This is a genomic window from Rothia nasimurium (genome assembly GCF_928392795.1).
In the GTDB taxonomy this organism is placed as follows: Bacteria; Actinomycetota; Actinomycetes; order Actinomycetales; family Micrococcaceae; genus Rothia; species Rothia nasimurium_F.
The window spans coordinates 131,179-154,214 of the sequence record NZ_CAKMTJ010000001.1; the positions used below are offsets into that span (position 1 = coordinate 131,179).

Annotated in this window: 24 protein-coding genes; 17 read left to right on the forward strand and 7 right to left on the reverse strand. The window is 59.4% G+C overall.

Translation table 11 applies throughout. From position 1 onward, the window contains the following. Positions 1–32: 32 nt before the first annotated feature. Together L6963_RS00605 and L6963_RS00610 are read right to left on the reverse strand one after the other, a co-directional pair. Entirely contained in the window at positions 33–215 is a 183-nt protein-coding gene (locus L6963_RS00605) for an FmdB family zinc ribbon protein (protein ID WP_135013206.1), read from the reverse strand. Between the two features lie 64 nt (positions 216–279). After that, entirely contained in the window at positions 280–885 is a 606-nt protein-coding gene (locus tag L6963_RS00610; protein ID WP_237206241.1) for a 5-formyltetrahydrofolate cyclo-ligase, read from the reverse strand. Between the two features lie 100 nt (positions 886–985). Here L6963_RS00610 and galU point away from each other — a divergent pair, with 100 nt between their 5' ends. The 5 genes from galU to L6963_RS00635 all read left to right on the forward strand — a co-directional run bounded on the left by galU (position 986) and on the right by L6963_RS00635 (position 6,507). Next, complete coding sequence (gene galU, locus L6963_RS00615) at positions 986–1,891, forward strand: UTP--glucose-1-phosphate uridylyltransferase GalU (RefSeq protein ID WP_237194634.1); 906 nt, start codon at positions 986–988, stop codon at positions 1,889–1,891. A gap of 245 nt (positions 1,892–2,136) precedes the next feature. Then, positions 2,137–2,985 (forward strand): hypothetical protein, encoded by an 849-nt coding sequence (locus L6963_RS00620; RefSeq protein ID WP_237206242.1) that lies wholly within the window; start codon positions 2,137–2,139, stop codon positions 2,983–2,985. A 130-nt stretch (positions 2,986–3,115) separates the two neighbouring features. After that, a complete protein-coding gene (locus tag L6963_RS00625; protein ID WP_237206243.1) occupies positions 3,116–4,753 on the forward strand; it encodes a CYTH and CHAD domain-containing protein in 1,638 nt (545 codons plus the stop codon). Between the two features lie 366 nt (positions 4,754–5,119). Continuing rightward, complete coding sequence (locus L6963_RS00630) at positions 5,120–5,584, forward strand: hypothetical protein (protein WP_237194628.1); 465 nt, start codon at positions 5,120–5,122, stop codon at positions 5,582–5,584. Continuing rightward, positions 5,581–6,507 (forward strand): LysR substrate-binding domain-containing protein, encoded by a 927-nt coding sequence (locus L6963_RS00635; protein WP_237206245.1) that lies wholly within the window; start codon positions 5,581–5,583, stop codon positions 6,505–6,507. The genes L6963_RS00630 and L6963_RS00635 overlap by 4 nt, the downstream gene beginning before the upstream one ends. Positions 6,508–6,538: 31 nt before the next feature. Here L6963_RS00635 and L6963_RS00640 read toward each other — a convergent pair whose 3' ends face one another. Beyond that, positions 6,539–7,579 (reverse strand): mechanosensitive ion channel family protein, encoded by a 1,041-nt coding sequence (locus L6963_RS00640; RefSeq protein WP_237206246.1) that lies wholly within the window; start codon positions 7,577–7,579, stop codon positions 6,539–6,541. A 126-nt stretch (positions 7,580–7,705) separates the two neighbouring features. Here L6963_RS00640 and L6963_RS00645 point away from each other — a divergent pair, with 126 nt between their 5' ends. The 3 genes from L6963_RS00645 to L6963_RS00655 are packed head-to-tail and all read left to right on the forward strand — an operon-like array spanning position 7,706 to position 10,587. Beyond that, a complete protein-coding gene (locus L6963_RS00645) occupies positions 7,706–8,182 on the forward strand; it encodes an NUDIX domain-containing protein (RefSeq protein ID WP_237206247.1) in 477 nt (158 codons plus the stop codon). Then, the gene (locus tag L6963_RS00650; RefSeq protein ID WP_237206248.1) at positions 8,175–9,359 is read left to right on the forward strand and encodes a glycine betaine ABC transporter substrate-binding protein; all 1,185 of its coding nucleotides are present in this window, start codon (positions 8,175–8,177) and stop codon (positions 9,357–9,359) included. Before L6963_RS00645 ends, L6963_RS00650 begins: the two co-directional genes overlap by 8 nt. A 10-nt stretch (positions 9,360–9,369) precedes the next feature. After that, positions 9,370–10,587: a pyridoxal phosphate-dependent aminotransferase gene (locus tag L6963_RS00655; RefSeq protein ID WP_237206249.1), complete on the forward strand. Its 1,218-nt coding sequence runs from the start codon at positions 9,370–9,372 to the stop codon at positions 10,585–10,587. A 198-nt stretch (positions 10,588–10,785) separates the two neighbouring features. Here L6963_RS00655 and L6963_RS00660 read toward each other — a convergent pair whose 3' ends face one another. Together L6963_RS00660 and xseA are read right to left on the reverse strand one after the other, a co-directional pair. Next, a complete protein-coding gene (locus L6963_RS00660) occupies positions 10,786–11,022 on the reverse strand; it encodes an exodeoxyribonuclease VII small subunit (RefSeq protein ID WP_237194609.1) in 237 nt (78 codons plus the stop codon). 36 nt (positions 11,023–11,058) lie between these two features. Next, on the reverse strand, positions 11,059–12,381 hold the full coding sequence (gene xseA / locus L6963_RS00665; RefSeq protein WP_237206250.1) for an exodeoxyribonuclease VII large subunit: 1,323 nt from the start codon (positions 12,379–12,381) through the stop codon (positions 11,059–11,061). Between the two features lie 244 nt (positions 12,382–12,625). Here xseA and L6963_RS00670 point away from each other — a divergent pair, with 244 nt between their 5' ends. After that, entirely contained in the window at positions 12,626–13,825 is a 1,200-nt protein-coding gene (locus L6963_RS00670; RefSeq protein WP_237206251.1) for a hypothetical protein, read from the forward strand. Positions 13,826–13,845: 20 nt separating this feature from the next. After that, a complete protein-coding gene (locus L6963_RS00675; RefSeq protein WP_237199202.1) occupies positions 13,846–14,937 on the forward strand; it encodes a 4-hydroxy-3-methylbut-2-enyl diphosphate reductase in 1,092 nt (363 codons plus the stop codon). 138 nt (positions 14,938–15,075) lie between these two features. Here L6963_RS00675 and L6963_RS00680 read toward each other — a convergent pair whose 3' ends face one another. Then, complete coding sequence (locus L6963_RS00680) at positions 15,076–16,383, reverse strand: amino acid permease (RefSeq protein WP_237206252.1); 1,308 nt, start codon at positions 16,381–16,383, stop codon at positions 15,076–15,078. A gap of 85 nt (positions 16,384–16,468) precedes the next feature. On the opposite strand from L6963_RS00680, the gene L6963_RS00685 reads away from it, so the two are divergent. After that, positions 16,469–16,792 carry a DMT family transporter gene (locus tag L6963_RS00685; protein WP_135013866.1) on the forward strand — a complete coding sequence of 108 codons (324 nt, stop codon included), beginning with the start codon at positions 16,469–16,471 and terminating at the stop codon, positions 16,790–16,792. On the opposite strand, the gene L6963_RS00690 is transcribed toward L6963_RS00685, so the two are convergent. Then, positions 16,789–17,832 carry a GNAT family N-acetyltransferase gene (locus tag L6963_RS00690; RefSeq protein WP_237225447.1) on the reverse strand — a complete coding sequence of 348 codons (1,044 nt, stop codon included), beginning with the start codon at positions 17,830–17,832 and terminating at the stop codon, positions 16,789–16,791. The genes L6963_RS00685 and L6963_RS00690 overlap by 4 nt on opposite strands. Before the next feature lie 141 nt (positions 17,833–17,973). Between L6963_RS00690 and ychF the strand changes: the two genes are divergently transcribed. The 6 genes from ychF to L6963_RS00720 all read left to right on the forward strand — a co-directional run bounded on the left by ychF (position 17,974) and on the right by L6963_RS00720 (position 22,996). Beyond that, on the forward strand, positions 17,974–19,059 hold the full coding sequence (gene ychF / locus L6963_RS00695; protein ID WP_237188077.1) for a redox-regulated ATPase YchF: 1,086 nt from the start codon (positions 17,974–17,976) through the stop codon (positions 19,057–19,059). Between the two features lie 160 nt (positions 19,060–19,219). Further along, a complete protein-coding gene (locus L6963_RS00700) occupies positions 19,220–19,513 on the forward strand; it encodes a nucleotidyltransferase family protein (RefSeq protein WP_237199207.1) in 294 nt (97 codons plus the stop codon). A 270-nt stretch (positions 19,514–19,783) separates the two neighbouring features. Continuing rightward, positions 19,784–20,275 (forward strand): hypothetical protein, encoded by a 492-nt coding sequence (locus L6963_RS00705; protein ID WP_237206255.1) that lies wholly within the window; start codon positions 19,784–19,786, stop codon positions 20,273–20,275. Positions 20,276–20,397: 122 nt separating this feature from the next. Continuing rightward, positions 20,398–20,754 (forward strand): zinc ribbon domain-containing protein YjdM, encoded by a 357-nt coding sequence (locus L6963_RS00710; protein WP_237206256.1) that lies wholly within the window; start codon positions 20,398–20,400, stop codon positions 20,752–20,754. Positions 20,755–20,777: 23 nt separating this feature from the next. After that, the gene (locus L6963_RS00715) at positions 20,778–22,154 is read left to right on the forward strand and encodes an MFS transporter (RefSeq protein ID WP_237206257.1); all 1,377 of its coding nucleotides are present in this window, start codon (positions 20,778–20,780) and stop codon (positions 22,152–22,154) included. A 164-nt stretch (positions 22,155–22,318) separates the two neighbouring features. Then, entirely contained in the window at positions 22,319–22,996 is a 678-nt protein-coding gene (locus L6963_RS00720) for a hypothetical protein (RefSeq protein WP_237206258.1), read from the forward strand. The last annotated feature ends 40 nt before the right edge of the window (positions 22,997–23,036 follow it).

Genomic DNA, 23,036 nt, shown 5'->3' on the forward strand with positions numbered 1-23,036 from the left:
CGTGGCAGGCAGCCCCTTGAACGTCTCTAGGCTTATTTGCCCTTATCGTTGGCGTAGAAACCAGAGCCCTTGAAAACCACACCGACCTGGCCGAACTTCTTGCGCAGGGTGTCTTGGCCGCACTCGGGGCAGGTCTTGAGCGCGTCGTCCGAGAACGACTGGTGCTGCTCAAACACGTGGCCGCAGTTCTTGCACTGGTAAACGTAAACAGGCACGGATAACTCCATCAAATAGGCGATAAATCTGGGGGTTATTCTACTCTGTTCTGGCGGCTCGTCCTCAATCACCCAGGCGGTGCAGGGTCTTCTCTGTCGCTACAAACCGAAGCCGGGCGTCCCAGCTATCTGCCGGCAGGCCATCGAGAATTTCCCGCTCAAACACAACCCCCACGGTAGAGGGCTCTTGTGCCAGAGGGCCGAGCTGCTCAAAAAGCCGGTCATAGTAGCCGCCGCCCTGCCCCAGCCGCCGCCCTGCCAGATCGTAGGCAAGGGCAGGTACCAGGCGCAGGTCTGCCTGGATAAAGGCTTCAGCCCCGTGGCGCTCACCTACCGGCTCCACGATACCCAGCGCATTGATAGTGTGTTCTACCTGAGGCTGCCACTCTACCCAGGCCAGCTGACGCCGGGGGCGGACGACCGGCACCAGCACCCGGTATCCCTCAGCTACGGCCCGGGTTAGGGCCGGTAGCAGGGGAGGTTCAGTGGGAAGGGGCAGAAAGGCGGCAAGGGTGCTGCCTGCAGGGAGGCCTTGCCAGAGGGGAGCTAGGGTGCGTTCAAAGCCCTGAGCCGTTTCTTGATGCGGTGGGTTGTGGGTTCGGCGTCTGCGCAGGTAGCTGCGGGCAGAGGCTTTGGCCGAGGGAGCTAAGCTCGAATCTTGTGGGACCAATGGGCGTATTCCTCCTGTATTAGCTGAATCTAGTCACAATTTACCGCTTCTCATGGCGCAGAATGCAGACAAAATCTAGAATTTGGGTATTCTGAAAGGCATGACTGAAAATAAATCACTCTCCGTGACCAAAGCAGTGATCCCTGCCGCTGGTCTCGGCACTCGCTTCCTTCCCGCTACCAAGGCAACTCCTAAGGAGATGCTGCCGGTAGTGGACCGCCCCGCGATTCAGTACGTTGTCGAAGAAGCCATTCGCGCTGGCCTGAACGACGTTCTGATGATTACCGGCCGCAACAAGCGTGCCCTAGAGGATCACTTTGACCGTGTCCCCGGTCTGGAGCAGCAGCTCGCTGATCAGGGTAAGGACGCCCTGCTCAAGAGCGTTGAAGACTCCAACGACCTGGGCGAAATCCACTACGTGCGCCAGGGCGATCCCAAGGGTCTGGGCCACGCCGTACTGCGCGGCAAGGTGCACGTTGGCAATGAGCCCTTTGCTGTGCTACTGGGCGATGACCTCATCGATGAAAAAGAAGACCTGCTTTCTGCCATGGTTGCTGTTCAGCAGAAGACCGGCGGCTCTGTCGTGGCTCTAATGGAGGTCCCCGAAGAGCAGATTTCTGCTTACGGCTGTGCAGCGGTACAGGCCGTTGAAGGTGAGGACGGCTTCGTGAAGGTCACCGGCCTGGTCGAAAAGCCCGCTGTTGAGGATGCCCCTTCAAACCTTGCTGTCATTGGCCGCTACGTTCTTTCTCCCAAGGTCTTTGAGGTGCTCGAAAATACCGCACCGGGCCGCGGCGATGAAATCCAGCTGACCGACGCCCTGCAGACTCTGGCTCAGGGCACCGGCGAGGGCGAAGGTGTCTACGGCGTGGTCTTTAAGGGCCGCCGTTTCGACACCGGCGACAAGCTCTCCTACCTCAAGGCCAACGTCATTCTCGCTGCTGAGCGCGATGACCTGGGCCCTGAACTGCGTACCTGGATCAAGGAATTCGCAGCCGAGCTGTAAGCCCTAATACTAATGGCGGGCGGATGGCTGAGCTGAGGGAAGCTCTATAACGCTGCCAGCTGGCACTAGTGATGAGACAAGAACTGGGTGCTTTCTGAGACGAAGGCACCCAGTTCTTGTCTCATTCCCCTCCTAAGTAAGGTGCTGCTGGGGTAGAATGAACTAGATATTTTTGTCACAGACATGAGAGGACGGAGGCAGCGGTGAGCTTTTTGAGTGGCACGGGCTTAATTTTGCTGGTATGCGTGCTTGCTGGTCTATGGTTTGTTGCCCGCCGCCGTACGGCTGGCACCGTTACGAATATCGGTGCTGAGAAGTTTGTAGCCGATATCGTCGAAAGCCACTTGGCTGAAGCTGAGTCTCATCATCTACCATCCGCGCCCTCGACTGAGACTGCTGCCCATAATAATCCTGCCTTTCGTTTGAAGCCCGGTCGTTTGATTCTCTTTGGGCTGGCACTGACTTTTGTAGCTGCCAGCCTTATTGCGGGAGTGCTGGCTTTGCTGGGGAAAGTAGCTGCTCTTCTACCTCTTCTTTTCCTCCTAGCAGCCCTAACCTGCCTGGCCTCCTTGCGACTGCTGGCTCTGCGCGACCGCAACCGCCAGCGGGCCCGCACCGTCTTGACGGTTGAACAGCGTCAGGCCCAGCGGCGTCCTTCTGCCCCCTCAGGCACCTCTCGCGCACCCAGCCGCCAGCAGGGTCGCCCAGCAGCTACCGTCTCTACTGTCGAGCTGAAGCCTGCCCCCGAGCGTCCTGCCCGTGCCCGTCAGCAGATGCCCGTAAGCCACGCTGCCAAGGCCCTCAGGAAAGCAAAAACTCAGCACCACCCGGTGATAGCAACTTCTGCTCCTGTTTCTGATAGTGAGTCAACCGCTCAGCAGGCTCCCACCCGGCTACGTATGGATGAGGCCCTACCCGATACCAGCTGGCAGGTAACCGAAGTTCCTCTGCCCACCTACCTTGAGGCAGAGACCGTCCGCCGGGCAGCTCCGGCACCGGTAGAGACCGAGACTGCTCCGCATAGCCAAAGCCAGACCCTGGCCCAAGCGGCAACACTCAATCTCGATGATGTGCTCAAGCGCCGCCGCGCCTAAGCGAAGATGAAGTTTTTTCAAAGAATAGATACCCAGCCGTAGCCTCACCCCCAGGGGCTGCGAAGCTGGGTATTCTGTTGCAGGGGCATAAATCAGGCCGCCCCATGACATTCCGAGGAAGGCTACCTGCATGGCTACACACCACCTAGAAATTGAGCAGAAATTTGAGCTTGCCGATGTGAACAGTGAAGTTCCTTCGGTGGAGTGGCGCTTCAAAGGGTGGAAAGTTAAGGAGCCAGTCTTTGAAGAGCTTGATGCCACCTACTACGACACTCCCTCTGGTAACTTGGGGCGGCATAAGGTTGCCCTGCGTCGCCGCATAGGAGGTTATGACCAGGGGTGGCACATCAAGTTTGATGCTGCCGGCCAGCGTCATGAGGTAACTTTTGACCTGCTGTCGAAGCCTTCTGCTATGCCGGCAGCAGTCAAGAAATTTGTGCAGGTGCCAGCGCTAGGGGAGAGCCTGGCTCCCAGGGTATCCCTGAAGACCCAGCGGACTCGAACCGTGATAGTCGATGGTAAGGGGAAGCCCCTGGCTGAGATTTGTGATGACCGGGTTCAGGCTCTGGACTACGCTACCGGTCAGGAACGAACCTGGCAGGAGTGGGAGGTGGAGCTTCTCGAGGCTGGTGCCGCTGAGCCTAAGCTGGGGAGGTCCCTCTTTGAAGCGGTAGCCCGTCAGCTTCAGGCTGTTGGAGCCATACCCTCTCAGTCACCGGCTAAGATTGCCCGGGCCCTGGGGCAAGACGCCGAGTTCGAGGCCCGTATTGCGGGCAAGACCAAGGGCAGCGGGAAAAAGGCTGGGAAAAAGAAAAAGAAGACTCCGGGAGCAGAAGGTGCACCGGTGCCCAGCTCAGCAGAGCTTCTGACCGGTGTGCTGGCTTCCCACGCCCTGCGGTTAGCTCAGGCTGATCTACTGGTGGCAGCAGGGGTACCCGATGCGACTCACCAGGGGCGCATCGTTGTACGCCAGCTGCGAAGCGTCCTTAAGTACATGGCCCTGCCCTATGTACGAAGCGGGTTCGCCCCGGCCCTTGAAGATATGATGCAGGGGCTCAAGGCCTACGCCCGTCAGCTAGAAGCTCACCGTAACGGCGAGCTCATCCACCCTATGGCTCGTCAGGTTTTGCAGGCTCACCCGGTTCTGGGGGAGAGCGCAGGTGCTGCCTTCGGTGCGGTCATGGAACACCAGCAGGCGGACGCTGCCGCCCAGGCCCGCCGCTACCTGGCCTCTGCCGGGAGGCTGGAACTTCAGCTGGCTCTCGAATCTTTACTGGCCGATGTGACCCTGGTTGTTGAGTTGCCGCTCAATAGCGAGAACTACGTGAATAAGGTAGCTAAGCGTTTGCGTAAGAACCTGGTCAAGCAGGGGGAACGGGCCATGGCTACCTGGCCAGAGCAGGCGGCTGATTTCTCGGCGAGCGCTGCCTTTGATGAGGGCCTACACGATGTGCGTAAGGCAGCTAAGGCGGTGCGCTACTGTCTCTTTGTTGCTGCCGATGCTGGGCTTCCCCTGACCGAGCCCCAGGCTGAGCTGGTGGCGCGGGCTAAGGCTGTTCAGGCAGAGCTGGGTGAGCTGACTGACGAGTTGACGATGGGGGACTGGCTTCTGGGCCTGCGTGCTCAGGCTAATGAGCTGGGGCTTGATCCCTTCGCGGTCGGCTACCTGCTGGGTCGCTCGGAGCTACTGGCTATGGGGCTTCGCATGACTGCCTTTGACGCCCTGCCCCGGGTTCTCAAGAAAGTAAAAGGTATCAAGCTTACCTAAGTCTGCTCGTGAGCCCTGCGGCTTCGTAGCTGACCCTCTTTAAAAAGCTGGAGGCACCCGTTAGGGTGCCTCCAGCTGCATCACACACAGGAAGAAAAGTCTTCTTTGTACCGCCTAGCCAGCCCTCCCACAGGGCCTTGCGGCTATTTGGTAATAAAAATATAACCTAATTATGCCCCCTCTGGCTAGTCTTTGGTGAAAATTTTTTGGTCAACCTATTTTTTGAGATAGGTAACCCTAAAAAGGTCTTGTTGTGCCTTGCCACCGGAAGGAAGGGGCGCTTTCCAGAGGGAAGAGAGGCGGGTGTCGCCGCGCCAGACTCTGAGAACAGGCTAGACTGGTGGGGTGAGGGAATGGCTCGAAAGTTTGCACTGGGTTGCCGCCATCGGCTTTATGTGGGTGGTGGGTATTGTGCGTACCTCCCTCGTCTTTTCTCTGGGCTGGTTAGCCCAGGCTGGGGGCTCTCGCTTTGAGAAGATACAGCACCTGATGGACCATCCCCTCTACCGCCGGGCTCAGTATTTTGTGAATCGCTGGGGTGTGCTGGCTGTTCCCGCCTGTTTCTTGACGGTGGGCTTTCAAACTGCGGTTATTTTGACTACCGGCTTTACCCGTATGCCCCTGTCCCGCTGGATTCCAGCTATGCTGGTGGGCACTTTTATGTGGGGTACCATCTACGCAACGGTTGGTATGTCGGTTGTCTGGCTTTGGCTTGAGAACCCGCAGGTAGCCGCCCTGGTGCTGGCCCTGCTGGCGGCCGTCATTATCACCGTAAAAATCCGGGACAGGAAACGTTCCATGCCGCGACTACCGAAAGACACCAAGCTATGACCCTGAGCGAGCTGATTCTTGCCCACCCCGACCTGCTGGTTGACGACCAGACCGCCCGCTATGAGCAGGTGGGGCAGGTGCCCGGTCTCTGCGTGGGGTTTGTTCCCGGGGTTATGCCCGGTAAGTGGTTTACCCGGTGGCGGGAGCGCTATTCGGCGCTGGCTCCTCTAACCGACGTAGCCCTAGCTGAGGGGCAGGGCCTTGCTTCGCTCGATGCTTTTGCGGATATGGCGCTGGTGCGCGCTGAGGACGAGCCCGAAGCCCGCGATAAGAAGCGCTACCATGCGATTGAACTCTACCGGGAAACCCCGGTGGTGGTACTCCCTAAGGATCACCTGCTGACGGTGCTCGAGACCGTTCCGGTTGCCGAGCTGGCCGAAGAATTTTTGCTCCAGAGCCCCGATGAGGTACCCGAGTGGCGCGACCTTTCCGCCGACTACCGAGCTGAGAACCCGCGTCCGCTACCTCAAATGAGGCACCGGGCCGACGCGATTGAGCTGGTGGCTGCCGGGCTGGGCCTGTTGGTCGTACCTATGTCTGTAGCCCGTTTTTACCACCGCAAAGACCTGACCTACCGCCCGGTTGAGGGACTGGGCGAGTACCCGGTTCTGCTGGTGTGGAAGCGGGAGGTGCGTGAGGACGCCCGCGAGCAGGTAATCCAGGACTTTGTGGGTATTACCCGCGGCCGCACCGCTGCCTCTCATCGCGGTAGTGATAGCCGCGAGGTAGCCCTTGAGAAGCAGCGGCGCGAGAAGGAAGAGGCTAAGCGGAAGCGGGCGGCTGCTAATAAGCGCCGGGAGGCGGAAGACCGTAAGAAGCGGAACGCCCAGAAGAACGGTAACCTGCGTCAGTACCAGGCCCAGAAGGGTGGCAAGGGGAGCGCCAAGGGCTCGGGCCGAGGCTCCCGGGGCAAAAAGCGCTAAATAACAAGTTGCGCTGAGGCTCTACCGACAGCTAGCCTTTCTGGTCGGTCTTTTCTTCTGCTTTCTGGGCAGAAGAGGAAACCACGGAGCGCTCCTCGTACGTCTCACTGTGAATCACCGACTGGTTAGCCAGCGGAATACGAATGCCCCGCTGATCCATAGCCTTCTTGAGCTCTTCCCGGAGCTTACGCCCCACCGCGAACTGCTCGGAGGGAGCGGTCTTGACTGTCAGGCGCAGTACCACCGACTCGCCGGTTACAGACTGCACACCCAGGTACTGGGGCTTACCCGAGATGTTCTCTTTGATACCGGGTAGCTTGATGGCTTTTTGAATTGAGGTCATGAGGAAGCTCGCCATCTCGTCGATATCGGCATCGTAGGGAATGGGCAGGTCGATGATGGTGCGGGCCCAGCCCTGGGAAGAGTTGCCCACGCGCAGAATCTCGCCGTTGCGCACGTGCCAGAGGGTTCCTGCCGTATCCCGCACCTGGGTGGTGCGCAGACCCACTGCCTCCACCTCGCCCTCGGCCTCACCTAAGTTGACCCAGTCACCGATGCCCAGCTGGTCTTCGGCCACGATGAAGATACCCGAGAGGAAGTCTTTAACGAGAGACTGGGCACCGAACGAAAGCGCCACACCCACTACACCGGCTGAGGCAATGACGGGGGCAATATTGAAGCCCAGCTCGGCGATAATCATGACGATCATGACCGTCCAAATCACAATCGACGAGACCGACCGGAGCACCGAGCCAACGGTCTGTGCCCGCTGGGACTGGCGGGTGCTCGCCAGAGATGTATCGGCCTTCCACCGGCTAGTTTTGCCACCCTTTTTCTCTTCTGCTGCAACCACCCGGTTGCGGGTGCCGCGGGCGATAGAGTCGGTGACCTGGCGAATGATCACACGCACCAGGCCGTGCAAGACGAACCCGAGGATGATAATAATGAGTATGCGCAGAGGCGCTCCCAGCCAAAAATCTAGGCTGGCCAGCCTGGCCATTACGGTTCCGGCGGCCTCGGCGCTTTCTTCAAGGGGTGTTGTTTCTGCTGCTAAAATCCCGGTCGCTGTCATACCTACGAGCCTATCGTCTTTGGCTGAAGAAAACCGGAATGCCAGCTGCCCGCGAACGCTAGGGCGGCGCACCTGAGCCAAGGGTGCAATAGACTGGTTTTTCAGAGACGAACAAAGGAAGAAGAGATGCCCCTGGTGATGGATACCCGCCCGGCCGCTTACGCCGTGGTGATTGAGGACGGCAAGATTCTGCTCTCCCGCTGGGTACCGCATATTCCCGGTTACCGCCCCGGCTGGACCCTACCCGGTGGCGGCATGGACCCCGGCGAACAACCCCATGAGACTGCCGTGCGCGAAGTCTTTGAAGAAACCGGTTACCGGGTGGAACTTGACCGCCTGCTGGGGGTGCACGCGGCCTACTTTGAGCCCGAAGCCGGGGCAACCCGTCCTTTCTGCGCCCTGCGTACCATCTACACTGCCCATATCACCGGCGGAGAACTTACTGCCGAGATTGGCGGATCGACCGACCTGGCAGAGTGGGTTCCGCTGGCTGAGCTCGACCAGCATTTCTACTACTCCCTGGTAGACGAGGCCGCACGCCTCTTAGGGTATGTGGACGCCAGTGAGTTGGCAGCCAGCTACCGGGAGGGTTCGCATGACTAGGGAAGCGACTAAGGAACAAGGACGCTCGCGCACACGGGGCTACCGCGCCCAGCTGGTTGCTCTCGCTGCGGCCACCGGCCTTCTGCTGAGCGGTTGCGGCAGCTCAACGACCGGCAGCGGTGCGACTACTTCGACCAGCCCCGCCACGACCGCTACCCTGCGTATCGGTACCGGGCTGACGGCTGAGACCCGCCACGCAGCCTATATCTACCAGGCTGCCCTGCAAGAAGCGGGCTACACCGTTGAAGTGGTTGAGACCGACGGTAGCCGACCCGCCTACTTTGCCAGTATGGGGATAGACACCGCCGCCACCGCTACAGCCAGCCCTACTGCGACCGAGCCGGTAGAGGGGCTTGTGCATATCACCCCTGATTTATCTGGTGACCTGCTGCTCTACCTCACCGATAACGGAGCGGTTAGCCCCACCATTATCGAAGAGGAGCGGGCTAGCGCCGCGGCAGAAACCAGCCCCGCGCCAGACTCGACTGCGAGCGCAGAAGCTAGTGCGGGCGCGTCCGCTGATTCCAGCCCTACCGCTACACCAAGTCTTACTGCTACGCCCAGCCCCAGCGCTACCTCGCTGAACGTGCGCGGGCTCAGCAGCAACGACATTGTCAGCTATGTGGACCGTGCCCTACCAGATACTGCCGAGCTGCTATCACCCTCAAACGCAACGAACAGGTACGGCTACGTGGTGACGCGGGCTACCTCCCAGCGCTACGGGCTAGAGACCATGAGCGACCTGGGGGAAATCTGCTCAGAACTGAGCTTGGTGGCCCCTGAAAGCTACACGACCAACCCCAGCGGCGCTAGCTCCCTGAGCGCCTACTACGCTTGTGTTCCGGGGGCCAGCAAGACCGCAGATAGCCGGTCTGAACAGGCCCAGGAACTGATTACCGGTGCCACCAGCATGAGCTACATGTATTCGGCCAGTGCAGAGATTCCGGCCAACAACCTCAAGCTGCTGGACGACCCTGAACGTACCCAGCTGGCCCAGAATATCGTGCCCATTACCCGAGCGGGGGAGCTACCTCAAAACGTCAAAGACATTATTAATGAGGTCTCTGCCAGCCTCGATACCGATTCTTTGGTTCGCCTCAACACACTTACCAGCGGTGATAATCCCGTCTCAGAAACCGATGCCGCCCATTTCTGGTTGGCTAACATGAAGGGGTAATCTAAATCTCATGGCATTCAAGCAATCAAAAAAACTTCAAAACGTTCTCTACGATATCCGCGGGCCCATTTTGGAAGAAGCCCAGCGGATGGAGGCCCGCGGTCACCGTATCCTCAAGCTCAATATCGGTAACCCCGCCCCCTTTGGTTTTGAAGCGCCTGAAACCATCATGATGGATATCATCGAGCATCTGCCCTACACCCAGGGCTACTCTGATTCCCGCGGCCTTTACTCTGCCCGTACCGCCATTGTGCAGTACTACCAGAACGAGGGCATCATGAACATCACCACCGACGACGTTTACCTGGGTAATGGTGTTTCAGAGTTAATCCCCATGACCCTGCAAGCCCTGCTCGATAACGGGGACGAAATTCTAGTACCCAGTCCCGACTACCCCCTGTGGACGGCTGCCACCCAGCTTGCAGGCGGCAAGCCCGTACATTACCTCTGCAATGAAGAGGACGGCTGGCTACCCGATATTGAAGATATCAAGGCAAAAATTACCCCCAATACCCGCGGCATTGTGGTGATTAATCCCAATAACCCCACCGGTGCTGTCTACACTCCGCAGGTGCTCCAGCAGATTGTCGATCTGGCCCGGGAACACGAACTGGTGATTTTTGCCGATGAGATCTACGAGAAGATTCTCTACGACGGCGCTCAGATGACCCATGTCGCCTCCCTTGCCGGTGACGATGTGCTGACCCTGACCTTCTCAGGCCTGTCCAAGGCTTACCGGGTTTGCGGTTATCGCGCAGGCTGGGTGGCTATCTCCGGGCCCAAGCTCGCTGCTGCCCCCTTCATTGAAGGTATTAACCTGCTGGCTAACATGCGCCTGTGCGCCAACGTCCCCGCCCAGCACGCTGTGCAGACCGCCTTGGGCGGCTACCAGTCCATCAACGACCTGATTCTGCCCGGCGGACGCCTGAAAGAGCAGCGCGACCTGTCCTACAAGATGCTCAGCGAAATGGACGGCGTGACCGTACAGCAGGCTGAGGGTGCCCTCTATCTCTTCCCCAAGCTCGATATCGATAAGTTCAATATCACCAGTGACGAGCAGTTCATGCTTGATCTGCTGCGGGAGCAGAAGATTCTGCTCAGCCACGGTACTGCCTTCAACTGGTCAGAACCTGACCACTTCCGCCTGGTCTTCCTGCCCGATACCCGTACCCTGGCCGATGCCCTGGAGCGCCTGGGCAACTTCCTGGCTGACTACAAGCAGAACTAGAAAGCTTTCCAGCGCGCAGATTAGAGCAGACTCACAGCCAAGCTGCCGACCCTCTCGCTGGTTCGCTAGCTGGCTCGCAAGCTCGCCAGATTCGCACCGAGATTTGTTTTCCTCGCGCGCTCGGAATCTCGGTGCTCATCACCAGCGATTCACGCCAGCCGCCGAGCCAGCAGCTTTGCTATGAGTCTGCTCTGCACTTCAGCTCTGGTTCTGGCGGGCGGCGTCCAGGGTAGCCTGGGCGCCGTCGAGCCAGGCTTCGCAGCGCTGGGCAAGGGCCTCGCCCCGCTCCCACAGGGCAATAGACTCTTCAAGCGTGCTCGCACCGGACTCCATGCGGGCTACAACCTGCAAAAGCTCTTCGCGGGCCTGCTCGTAGGTCAGCTGCTCAACCGGAGTGGCATTCAGATCGGTCTTAAATTCGATGGTGTTGCTCATAGGTTTCCTTTCCTCGACCTGGCATCTGACCAGGTTCTAGTGGTTTTTCTCGTGTACGGCGGTAACGGTTGCGTCCACAGCGCCGGCTGCCGCGCGCACACTAATGTTTTGCCCCTCGTGCAGGGTGCGGGCATCGCGTACCAGCTGGCCGGAGGCGTCCTGCATCACCGCGTAGCCGCGCTCCAGGGTCTGCTGAGGGGAAAGGGCAGTAACACGCGCTCGCAGCTGACCAATGAGGTCACGGTCCCGAGCCAGACGGTGCAGAGCCGCACTCGAAGCCCTTGCCCGCAGTCGCTCAAGATCTTCTGCCCGAGCCAGCAGGGCAGAGCCCGGGTTAGCAAGAACCGGACGGGATCGCACCTGGGCTAGCCCGTGTCGCTCGGCTGCAATCAGCTGTTCTACTGCTCGCTGCAACTGGTAGCGAGCCGATGCAAAGAGTTCTCGCTCCTCACGGACGTCCGGAACAATACGCTTGCCGGCATCGGTGGGGGTTGAGGCTCGCAGGTCTGCGGCGTAATCCATCAGCGGGGAGTCAGCCTCGTGGCCAATAGCCGATACGACCGGGGTATGTGCCGCCGCAACGGCCCGAACCATTGCCTCCTCAGAGAAAGGCAGCAGGTCTTCAAAGGAGCCGCCACCGCGGGCAATCACAATCACGTCGATGTCATCCCGGCTATCAAGCTCAGCCAGCGCAGACGTCACCTGGGCAACCGCGTTCACGCCCTGCACCGCAACCTCCCGTACCTCAAAATCAACGGCAGGCCAGCGTAGGGAGGCATTACGGATGACGTCCTTCATGGCGTCCGAATCACGGCCGGTAATCAAACCCACCCGGCGGGGGAGCAAGGGCAGGGGCTTCTTACGCTCGGGACTAAAAAGACCCTCAGCCTGCAGCCTGGCACGCAACTGCTCAATGAGCTCCAGCATAGAACCCACACCCACCGGCTTGATGTTAGAGCCCTGCATCGATAGGCGGCCGGTCTTCACCCAGAAATCAGGCTTGAGCTGCAAAACCACCCGAGAGCCCCGCTCCAACTGGCCCTGCACCTTAGCCATCTCTGAGCCCCAGACCGTAACCGATACCGAGACCTCCTGCTCAATATCGCGCAGCGTCACATAGGAAACCCTGCCGCGGTGGTTGAGCTCAATAATCTGCCCCTCTACCCAGGTCGGTACGCAACGGGCAATATACTCGTGCATCTTATTCGACAGCACATGTAGGGGCCAGGGGTTATCGACGCTGGTCTGGCCAGCGCGTTCCGCTAGTTGCCGGGGTGCGCGCTGGGCCTGCTGTTCTTGCTGGGCCTGTAGCTGTGCCAGCGTCAGATGACCGGGTGCAGAATCACCAAAACTGTTCATACACCTACTTCTACCACCGCTGGCTGACACTTTAAGCATTGAGCCAAGAAAAACTGTCTTCTTTCTGCTGTGGGGTTTTTGAAAGGTTACGCAGGCTCACGCTCGCTGCCGACCCTCTCACCCGGTTCGCTAGCGCTCACAAGGTGATTCACGCCAGCCCCGAGCCAGCAGCTTCGCTGTGAGCCTGCTCCCCCTATAAGAACTGCTCAAGCAAATACTCAGTAAGACCGGCTACTATGCAAGCATGACGGGTACCCGCAAGAGCACAGAAGACTACGGCGACGGCAACTGGACGAACCCTTACGTTCAGGCCGAAAATCAGCGCGCCCAAGAAGCAGCCCAGGCAGCCTATGCCCAGCAGCCCCAGGGCTACACCCACCCCTATGCAGAGCCGGCCTCGGCTCACTATACCCAGGGGTCCTACCCGCCTGAAGCGCAGGCGCAGGGGGTAGCGTCCGCCCCGGTGGCGTCCTACACGCCCCCACGGGTGCCTCGACGCCAGCACCGCCGTCCGGCCTTTAGCCTGGCCAGGCGTTTTCTCTGCGTCCTGCTAGCCCTTTTTACGCTAGCTACCGGGCTGACCGCAGCTACAGCCTACTGGGCGCAAACTACCCTGGTAGATACCGAAAACTTTGCGGCGATGACCGAGTCCATCGCCTACGACCAGGACTTCCAAACCAGTCTGGCAAGCGCCGTTACCGACGACATCATGGCCTCACCCGCTATTGAAACCTACCTGGGCGACGGGAACTCCACCGCCTGGTACGGGGGAGTGCAGAACTGGCTCTATGACCAGACCTACACCCTGGTCGACGGGGCTACCAACTCGCTGGTGACCTCCGATGCCTACCCCCAGCTGTGGGCCCAGGTGATTTCAGATACCCACGCCTATAACTTCTCGGGTGAAAGCCGCCCGGCGGTGCTTGACCTTTCTGCCCTCTACGACCAGGCCGGGGCGTCTGTGCAGTCGGCGACCGGCTTTGGTGTTGATACCTCAAGCCTGCCCGGCCGTACCATCACCCTGGATACGGGGCAGAACATCTGGCCTATCAATTCCACTGTCAATACCCTGATATGGCTGGCCTCCTTCTGGCAGCCCCTGCTGGTGGTTAGCGGCATATCCGCCCTGCTCGGGTTCCTGCTCTGGCCCCGCAACCGCTTTGCTTACCTAGCTTTCATCGCCTTCAGCGCAGCAGCCCTACTCTGGATCGCTGGCCTCCTGGGTGGCGGTGCCTCGCTCACCGCCGGGATACAGCTACCGGCTAGCAACGCGGCCGTCCTTTTCCTGCAAAAACTGTCTGAAACCATCACCGCATCTTTCGCCAGCTACCACAACGGCCTGGCCCTCAACCTGCTCATTGCGGGGGCGGTACTGACACTTCTTGCTCTTCTCTCAGCGATCATGGGGTTGACTGCGAGAGAAGCCACTGCACGCACCCGCTAGAACCACGTAGGATAGAGACTATGTCTACCCAAGAGAAGACCATTGAACTGGGTCTGCCCACCGTACCCCGCGTGCGCAGGACCCGCGAAGAAGTTGAGGCAGCCGCCCCCACCGGCGACAAGAAGGTGCTCCTAGCAGCACCCCGCGGCTACTGTGCCGGCGTTGACCGCGCCGTCATTGCCGTTGAAAAGGCCCTAGACCACTACGGGGCTCCCGTTTACGTGCGCAAGCAGATTGTTCACAACCGCCATGTGGTTGAAACTCTCGAAGCTCAGGGTGCAATTTTTGTGGACGAGGTGGAGGAAGTCCCCGAGGGGGCCGTCACCGTCTTCTCCGCCCACGGCGTGTCACCGGCTGTTGTGGCCTCAGCGGAAGAGCGTCAGCTCAATACCATCGACGCTACCTGCCCGTTGGTTTCCAAGGTGCACCGCGAGGCTGTGCGCTTTGCCAAGCAGGACTACGACATTCTGCTGATCGGCCACACCGGCCACGAAGAGGTAGAGGGTACCGCCGGCGAAGCCCCTGACCATATTCAGATTGTGAACTCACCCGATGAGGTCGACCAGGTGACCGTTCGCGACCCCGAAAAGGTGGTGTGGATTTCTCAGACCACCCTGTCGGTGGACGAAACCCTGGAAACCGTTGCCCGTCTGCGTGAGCGCTTCCCCACCCTGCAGGACCCGCCCTCCGACGATATCTGCTACGCAACCTCTAACCGTCAGGGCGCTATCAAGGAGATCGCTCCGCAGGCTGATCTGGTGATTGTGGTGGGTTCGACCAACTCGTCGAACTCTGTGCGCCTGAAGGAAGTCGCCCTGGAATACGGCGCTAAGCAGGCCTACCTGGTGGACTACGCCAATGAGGTTGATGAGGCCTGGTTCGAGGGTGTGACCACCGTGGGTCTGACTTCTGGCGCTTCTGTGCCCGAGGTACTGGTGCAGGATGTGCTGCGTCTGCTGGCAGACTACGGTTACGTTGACGTTGAGAAGTTTGAGACCGCTAAGGAAGATATTCTCTTCTCGCTGCCCAAGGAGCTCCGCGCGGCCCTGAAGAATGATTCGGGTGAGCCCGCGATGCGACTGGGAGGACGAGGAGCGAAGCCGACACGATGAGCGAGCGGTTCACCGCGTGCGGTGAAGTAAGAGCGAGCGAATGGGAAGCTGTGAGCGAAGCGAACGCCATTTACCTTGCGCGAAGAGTTTCCCTATAAGAAAAGGCCCCCGCACGGGGGCCTTTTCTTGTGGGGCTGGTTAGCTGGGGATCAGGCCGTAGACGACGGCGGAGAAGGCTGCGATGCCTGAGATCACCACGAAGATGTTGGAGAGTTTGCCGCGGTAGGGTGCCAGTGCCGGTACCTTGTGGATGGCCCACATGGGCACGATGAAGAGTACCAGTGCCATGACGGGGCCTACCAGTGATTCGATGAGGGAGAGGACGCTGGGGTTCAGCACGGCTGCGACCCAGACGGTGACAACGATGAAGACGTTGATTGCCGCGTTGAGGGCCTTGTCGCTGATGCGTTTTTTCTCGGGGTCGAAGTTTTTACGGACGATACCCGCTGCTCCTTCGTGCCCGCCGAGCCAGTGGCCGAAGTAGGAGGAGACGATGGCAGCGATGGCTACGATGGGGCCGAGCCAGTTGATGAAGGAGGCGTCGAATTCGTTGGCCAGGTAGGAGAGGATGGGGAGGTTGGAGGCGCGGGCTTCAGCGAGGCCGTCCGGACCGATAGCTAGTACGCAGGACCAGACAAAGCCCATGGTGAAGACGGTCAGAATGATTGAGGTAACGCGCAGTACACGGGAGGCCTTGACCGAAGCGAAGCCGTGGTACTGCTTGCGCATAGCCACTGAGAACTGGGAGATAGCCGCTGCGTGGTAGAAGGAGAAGACGAGCACCGGCAGCATGAGCCAGAGGGTCATAGAAAAGTTGCCGGGGGCCGGCACCTGGCTAAAACCGTCGAGTGACCAGTGGGGGATGAGGTAGAGGGTGAGCGCGGCGAGTACCAGAATAAGGGGGTAGACCAGGAACTGGGTCACCATGAGCATGAATTTTTGGCCGATAATCATGACGGCGCTCATGGCGCCAACAAGCAGGGCGGCAAGAAGCCAGCGGGGCAGGGGTTCTAGCCCGAACTGGTTGGTCAGGAAGGAGTCAACGGTGTTGGTGATACTGACGCCGTAAATGAGCAGGATGGGGTAGATGGAGAGGAAGTAGAGCAGGGTAAAGATCTTGCCGAAGCCTCGGCCGAAGAATTCTTCGGCTACCTCTGTGATATCTGCTGTTTGTTTGGAGCTGGCGGAGACCATGCGGGAGAGCCCTCGGTGGGCGAGGAAGGTCATGGGCCAAATCAGGACGGTTGCGGCCAGCAGGGGCCAGACACCACCGGCGCCCGCGTTAATGGGGAGAAAGAGGATGCCCGCGCCGACGGCGGTGCCGAAGAGGCTGACGGTCCAGGCTGTGTCTGTGCGGTTCCACCCCGGCGCCCGGGTTGCGGCGTCGCCCATTTCGATGGCTGCGGTGGAGACATCGGTGTATTCGTGGCTGCCCTTGTGAGACATACAAAAACTCCTAGATTCACATCGTTGTGAGATACGTGTACTTATTATTCTAGCCTTTTTTGTACGAGCCATGCAGAATGAGCCTATGCCCTACCTTTTCCTCGCGCTTGCTATTGGTTCGGAGCTCATTGCCACCACCCTGCTGAAATACACTGAGGGGTTCACCAAACTGTGGTTTACCCTGGGGTGCCTGGTGGGCTACGGTTTCGCTTTCTTTATGCTGTCGCTGGCGGTACGGGATATCCCGGTCGGAGTCGCCTATGCCCTCTGGTCGGGGCTGGGTACTGCTGCCATTGTCGCCATCGGGGCGGTCTTCCTGGGGGAGCCCATCACCCTAGTGAAGGTAGTGGGTATTTCCCTGATTGTGGCCGGTGTGCTGGTGCTCAACCTGGGCGGGGCTAGCCACTAGTTCTGGTAGCAGATTTCTTCCCAGACGGGCCGGTAGCCCAGCTCCTCATTAACCTTGATCATGGCCGGGTTGACGGCCGAGTTCATGGTAATAATTTGCCGGATGTGGGGCGCGGACGCCGGTAGGCGGGTATGGCTGAGCACCTTAAGGGTGCGGGAGAGGCCAAGGCCGCGGTGCTCTGGCATGACAACTGTAGATTCCTGCCAGGCTGATACATTGCGTGTATCGGTGGGATAGGTCAGGGCTGTTATCGCTGCAATCTTTCCTTGGTGTAAGGCAACCGCATACATCAGTTCTTCTCCTGTTGCATGGGTTTTCTGCTCCATCTCGCGCAGACGCTCAGGGGTGAAGTCTGAAGCTTCCCGGTGGGCTTCTCCTATGGGCTCATCTACCTCCAGCTGGTGGTAAGCAGCTGCTGCTGATTCTAAATACTGGTCGGGAATGTGGTTTTCCCAGACCTCAAAGGTGTAGGCGGGGTCGGCTATTGTCTTGCCCTCAGCTGCCTGCACAAGGTCTGCGGGAAGCGGTAGGGGAGCGATTCTCGTGATAGCAGAATTCTTAGGTTCCAAGCCCAGAAGAGCCGCAACCCTGTTGATGGGCAGGGCGGGGTCGTCCTTGTCGTCATCCTGCATGAGGTAGCCGTCGTAGGTGATGTGGGTGCGTCCGCTGGGCTCGATAGCCTCGGCCAGGGCATGGTGGGTGAGGGCCTCTTCCAGGCCCCGCCCCTCAGCTTCGGGGTGGACGGCGAGGGCAAAAGTGAGGCCGTCGGGGTTCTCTTCGAGGGGGAAAGAAGCGAGCGCAATACCGAGAATCTGCCCCTGAACCTCTGCCACCCAACGGTGGTTTTCATAGTAACTGGAGGGGGCAAGAATAGCTCGCCGCTCTTCAATGGTTGTGGTGTAGGGGAAGCCGTAGAGCTTTTCATCGCAGGCAGATTCTAGGGCATTGAGCTGCTCCATATCGGCATCGGAGTCAAGGTTGATAGAGCGAATGATGATGTCCCGAGGTGAAAACTGCGCTACTGTCATGCTGACCAGCATAAAATACTGTCCCCCAGATAACAAGAGGTGGGTGAGGGGAAGCAGGCCTGACCTACCCGCCGGTGGCGGGCGTCCGCACCGCTTGCAGGGCTTCACTGACGCTCCCGCGCTCGCTTGACTCATCCCTGTAAACTAGAAACCGTGGCTTTAACTATTGGAATTGTGGGTCTGCCCAACGTCGGCAAGTCGACCCTTTTTAACGCACTGACCAAAAACAACATCCTGGCAGCGAACTACCCCTTCGCGACCATCGAACCCAACGTGGGCGTCGTCAACCTGCCCGATGAGCGCCTGGCTCGCCTGGCCGAAATCTACGGTTCCGAGCGCATTCTGCCCGCGACCGTCTCCTTCGTTGATATCGCCGGTATCGTTCGCGGCGCCTCCGAAGGTGAAGGCCTGGGTAACCAGTTCCTCGCGAACATCCGCGAGGCACACGCCATCGCCCAGGTCGTCCGCGCCTTCGACGACCCCGACGTCATCCACGTCGACGGCAAGGTAGACCCCGCCAGCGATATGGAAACCATCAACACCGAACTGGTGCTGGCTGACCTGCAGACCCTGGAAAACGCTATTCCCCGCCTGGAAAAGGCCGTCAAAATCAAGAAGGGCGACCCTGCCCAGCTTGAGGAATACAAGAAGGCCCAGGCCGTGCTGGAACAGGGCGATACCCTGATTTCCAAGTACGAAGAAGCAAAGATCGACATGGCCCTGCTCAAGGAGCTGAACCTGCTCACCTCTAAGCCCTTCATCTACGTCTTTAACTCGGACGAGGGCGTCCTCGCCTCTGAGGAAAAGCAGGCTGAACTGCGCGCCATGGTAGCCCCCGCTGAGGCCGTCTTCCTGGATGCCAAGCTTGAGGCCGACATGGTTGAGCTCTCTGAAGAAGAAGCCCGCGAAATGCTAGAGATGAGTGGCCAGGACGAGTCCGGCCTCGACAAGCTGGCCCGCGTCGGCTTCTCCACCCTGGGCCTGCAGACCTACCTGACCGCAGGCCCCAAGGAAACCCGCGCCTGGACCATCACCAAGGGCGACACCGCCCCCCAGGCTGCTGGCGTCATCCACACCGACTTCGAGCGCGGTTTCATCAAGGCCGAGGTTGTTTCCTTCTCCGACCTGGACGACGCCGGTTCTATGGCTGAGGCCAAGGCCCGCGGCAAGGTCCGCATGGAAGGCAAGGACTACATCATGCAGGACGGCGACGTGGTGGAGTTTAGATTTAACGTCTAGCATGTAGCCTTTAATGATTGAGTGGTCGGTAGCTCCATGGAGGGAGCTACCGGCCACTTTTTATAGAAAAGAAAAGCCCTATCTTTTCTCAGAAGCAGATAGGTAAACTGTGGGTATGAGCACTAGAAGTCTAAGCAGAGAAAGCCTAGAGCACAGGTCTTTGCTTCAAACCCACTGGCAGTCATTCGTGGAGCTGCTGGAACGATACGGTGCCTATAACCCGCAGCTTTTCGGGTCGGTCGCCCGGGGCACTGCTGGCCCGGAGAGCGACTTAGATATTCTGGTAGAAATGGATCCAGCTGATGGTAACGTCTTGATGCGGGCAGCTGGTCTTATGGAGGAAACCCGTAACCTTTTGGGCACTCAGCGGGTCGATATTTTTCCTCTTCAGCTCCTTAAAAATCAAGTATCCCAGCAGGCCCTGGCCGAGGCAGTTCCCCTATGGCAAGACTAGTGAGCCAGCGCATCGATGATATCAATAAAACACTGCCTAGAAAGCCTGGATGTTCTTGAGCAGGACGGGGACGTGGTGGAGTTCCGCTTCAACGTCTAGCCTCCAAACCGGATCTTCCCTCGGAAAAGTGCAAGTGCCCCGCGTTAAGTGCGGGGCACTTGCACTTTTTCGATGGCATCTTAGATGAGTGTGCGGTGTGTCGTTCACCTCTCGTAAGCATGCTTTGGCACAATAGGTGATAACAAGTTCACTGATGAAAGAAGGTTTATCATGAAAGCACGTCTAGCGTTCATCGCCGGTGTAGGTATCGGTTACGTGCTGGGTGCTCGCGCAGGCCGCGGCCAGTACGAAAAGATCAAGACCCAGGCTGCCAACGTCTGGAACGACCCCAAGGTGCAGAACGGCATCAAGACCGCCGAAGAAACCATCAAGGAACAGGCACCCGTCGTCGCCGAAAAGGCCAAGGAAGCAGCTGCGGCAGGTGCCGAAAAGGCTAAAGAAGCTGCCGCCGCAGGCACCGAGAAAGCCAAGGAAAAGGCTGAAGAGGTCAAGGACGCCCGCGCCGAGGCTAAGGCCGAGAAGCAGGTAGAAAAGGCAGAAGCTAAGGCCGAAAAGGAAACCGAGAAGGCTGTTAAGAAAGCTGAAAAGGAAGCCGATAAGGCTGACAAGAAGGCCCAGAAGCTAGTCGACGAGGCTCCCGCCGATGTTGTCTCAGACCCTGCTACCGACATGAACGACGAAGGCCCGGCAACTACCAAGTAAAGCCTGCTCGTATTCAAGCGCAGAACCTCCCGCCCTCGGATAACCGGATAGCGGGAGGTTTTGTGCTTCTATCTGGGATAATGGGGAGCGACCTAGACACCACCTAACTTTTGGAGACCCCCATGTCTGATGCCCCCGCACCCGCCTGCCCCGCCTGCGCTGAAGAGTACTCCTACCAGCAGGGGGACCTCTGGGTCTGCCCCATGTGCGGTCACGAATGGGTCGAAGCTGATACCGCTGAGGAAGAAGAGGCCGGCTCCAAGGTGCTCGATGCTGTCGGCAACGAGCTGGTCGACGGCGATTCTGTCACCATCACCAAGGGCCTCAAGGTCAAGGGCGGCGCTGACATCAAGGCTGGCACCAAGGTACGCGGTATCCGCCTGCTCGAAAGCCCCGTCAACGGCCACGACATTGAAGCTAAGGTTCCCGGTGCAGGCCAGATGTACCTGAAGTCCTCTGTGGTCAAGAAGAGCAACTAACCACTGAAAGCAGTGGCTTACCGATGAAATGGCTAGTGTGGGCGGTGGCTATAGCCGCCTACGTGTTCTCAATCATCAACCGCAGCTCCTTCTCGGCGCTGGGGGCCACTGCCCAAACCCACTTTGGGGTAGAGGCTACAGCTATTTCCCTTTTCATCATGCTGCAGCTGGTGGTCTACGCCAGCTGGCAGGTACCGGTGGGTGCCCTGCTTGACCGTAAGGGGGCGCCGGTGCTGATTGCCGGTGGCCTGACCCTCATGACGGCTGGCCAGTTTCTCCTGGCCCAGAGTGAGACTGTGCCCCTGGCCCTGCTGGCGCGTGTGCTGGTGGGCAGTGGGGACGCCTGTATATTCGTCAGCCTAATTCGTCTGATTTCAGACTGGTTTACCCCTAAACAGATTCCGGTGGTCAACCAAATTAGCGCCAATATGGGCCAGATGGGTCAGCTGGTTGCCGTCACACCCCTGGTCACCCTGGTGGGCGCCCTGGGCTGGCAGGGCGGCTTTACCGTTCTCGCCGTTATCGGTTCCTGCCTTCTGATCCTGGCCCTATTTACGCTCAGGCCGGCTCCCGGTAAGGCTACCGTTGCCCAGGGGCTAGGCCGCCGAGCCCGGCGCGGACGGGGGAGCGAGTCCGCCCGGCGTCCGCTCCCTGACCAGGAAGAAGCCAACCGGGCCCGCACCGACCACCCCTATCCCGTCACAGACTCTTTGCCCATGCTTCCCCCGGCCTCGGGTCCAGGCTTTGCGGCCTCTATCAGGCAGGTACTGGCCTACCCGGGAGTGCGCCTGGCCTTCTGGGTGCACTACGTCACCGCCTCTATGATTTTCTCCATCATGTTGCTGTGGGGCATGCCCTTTTTAACCGGGGGCCTGGGCTATAGCCGGGCCCTGGCTTCGGGCATCGTCAGCACAGTGGTAGCCTCCATCGTCATCGCCGGATTCTTCACTGGCTCGATTCTCTCCCGCTTTTCTCCCTACCGGGTGCACATTGCGGTGGGCAGCAGCCTGCTCAACCTCAGCCTGTGGTCCCTGATTTTCTTCTGGCCCGGAATTGCCCCCACCGCCCTGGTATACGCCGCAGCTATCACCCTGGGCATCAACGGCCCGGTGTCCATGGCAGCTTTTGAGGTGGTGCGTTCGCACGTGCCCCAGCACCAGCGCGGCCTAGCCACAGGCATCGCCAATATGGGTGGCTTCGTAGGGGCCCTCACCATCGTGTTCCTGATCGGCCTGATTCTTGACAGCCTCGGCGCCGGCACCCCCGAAACCTACACCCTTGAGGCCTTCCGCTGGGCCATGGCCAGCCACATCCCGGTGATTCTGCTAGGTATTCTCATGATTGCCCTGCTCTACCCCAAGGCTAAGTGGGCGCTGGCAGGCCGGGCACAGGCGTCCTAGTTTCTCAGGGGCGGACGCCCGCCGCCCCTCCCCAGCAGGCAGGCAGCAAACACACGGGGAGGGCTGCGGTATCTTGCCCACATTTTCCGGTTTTCACTGGGCAGGTGCTAGTGCGGTCTTTAGAATTAAAAGCCGCACACCATGCCTTACCCTGTGAAGGAACCATGACCAGAAAATCAGTCGTCCTGTTCACTAGCCTTGCCCTGCTGGCCCTCACCGCCTGCCAGCAGGAAGAAGCCATCACCCGCGTTGACCCGCAGACCGCTTCAGCAAGCGCAAGTTCAGCATCGCCCAGCCCTACCCCCACCGTTGAGGCGACCACCGCAACGCCCACTCCGGAGCCGACTCCCGAACCCACCACCGCAGAGCCGACCCCTGAGCCCACTCCCGAGGACCCCTTCCCGGGCACCGTCTTTGCCGAGAACGGCGTGACCTTCTTCGTCCCCCAGGACTACGTGCAGGACGCCGCTCCCTCCCAGGCAGAAATCTTCACCTACCAGTTCACCCACTACCGTAGCGCAGAGGACGCCGCGGGCCGCTTTATGGTGGGCACCCCCTATAACGATGAGCAGGGGCGCAGCGCTGAAGAGATGGAGAAAGAAACCGTCGCCCGCCTTACCCCGGCCTGGTCTATCAACGAGACCGTTGAGACCATTAACTACACCCGCGAAGACGGCGTGCGTGTGATTCGCTCCGAGGTACGTTTTGCTTCGAGTAACGCCCCCGGCTACATCTTCACCCTGGATAACGGGCACGAGCTGATGCACGCCGCTATCTTGGTGGACGAGGCCAACCCCGACTTTGTGAAGAAGATTGAGGATTCTATCGGCTTCGCCTGGTAGCAGGTACCTTAGCCAGAAGCCTATACGCACAGCGGGCGGA

Excerpts from the sequence above, each read along its gene's own strand:
- galU (WP_237194634.1), top strand. The coding sequence starts at position 986 with ATGACTGAAAATAAATCACTCTCCGTGACCAAAGCAGTGATCCCTGCC.
- L6963_RS00625 (WP_237206243.1), top strand. The coding sequence starts at position 3,116 with ATGGCTACACACCACCTAGAAATTGAGCAGAAATTTGAGCTTGCCGAT.
- L6963_RS00635 (WP_237206245.1), top strand. The coding sequence starts at position 5,581 with ATGACCCTGAGCGAGCTGATTCTTGCCCACCCCGACCTGCTGGTTGAC.
- L6963_RS00640 (WP_237206246.1), bottom strand. The coding sequence starts at position 7,579 with ATGACAGCGACCGGGATTTTAGCAGCAGAAACAACACCCCTTGAAGAA.
- L6963_RS00645 (WP_237206247.1), top strand. The coding sequence starts at position 7,706 with ATGCCCCTGGTGATGGATACCCGCCCGGCCGCTTACGCCGTGGTGATT.
- L6963_RS00650 (WP_237206248.1), top strand. The coding sequence starts at position 8,175 with ATGACTAGGGAAGCGACTAAGGAACAAGGACGCTCGCGCACACGGGGC.
- L6963_RS00655 (WP_237206249.1), top strand. The coding sequence starts at position 9,370 with ATGGCATTCAAGCAATCAAAAAAACTTCAAAACGTTCTCTACGATATC.
- L6963_RS00660 (WP_237194609.1), bottom strand. The coding sequence starts at position 11,022 with ATGAGCAACACCATCGAATTTAAGACCGATCTGAATGCCACTCCGGTT.
- xseA (WP_237206250.1), bottom strand. The coding sequence starts at position 12,381 with ATGAACAGTTTTGGTGATTCTGCACCCGGTCATCTGACGCTGGCACAG.
- L6963_RS00670 (WP_237206251.1), top strand. The coding sequence starts at position 12,626 with ATGACGGGTACCCGCAAGAGCACAGAAGACTACGGCGACGGCAACTGG.
- L6963_RS00675 (WP_237199202.1), top strand. The coding sequence starts at position 13,846 with ATGTCTACCCAAGAGAAGACCATTGAACTGGGTCTGCCCACCGTACCC.
- L6963_RS00680 (WP_237206252.1), bottom strand. The coding sequence starts at position 16,383 with ATGTCTCACAAGGGCAGCCACGAATACACCGATGTCTCCACCGCAGCC.
- L6963_RS00685 (WP_135013866.1), top strand. The coding sequence starts at position 16,469 with ATGCCCTACCTTTTCCTCGCGCTTGCTATTGGTTCGGAGCTCATTGCC.
- L6963_RS00690 (WP_237225447.1), bottom strand. The coding sequence starts at position 17,832 with ATGCTGGTCAGCATGACAGTAGCGCAGTTTTCACCTCGGGACATCATC.
- L6963_RS00705 (WP_237206255.1), top strand. The coding sequence starts at position 19,784 with ATGAAAGCACGTCTAGCGTTCATCGCCGGTGTAGGTATCGGTTACGTG.
- L6963_RS00710 (WP_237206256.1), top strand. The coding sequence starts at position 20,398 with ATGTCTGATGCCCCCGCACCCGCCTGCCCCGCCTGCGCTGAAGAGTAC.
- L6963_RS00715 (WP_237206257.1), top strand. The coding sequence starts at position 20,778 with ATGAAATGGCTAGTGTGGGCGGTGGCTATAGCCGCCTACGTGTTCTCA.
- L6963_RS00720 (WP_237206258.1), top strand. The coding sequence starts at position 22,319 with ATGACCAGAAAATCAGTCGTCCTGTTCACTAGCCTTGCCCTGCTGGCC.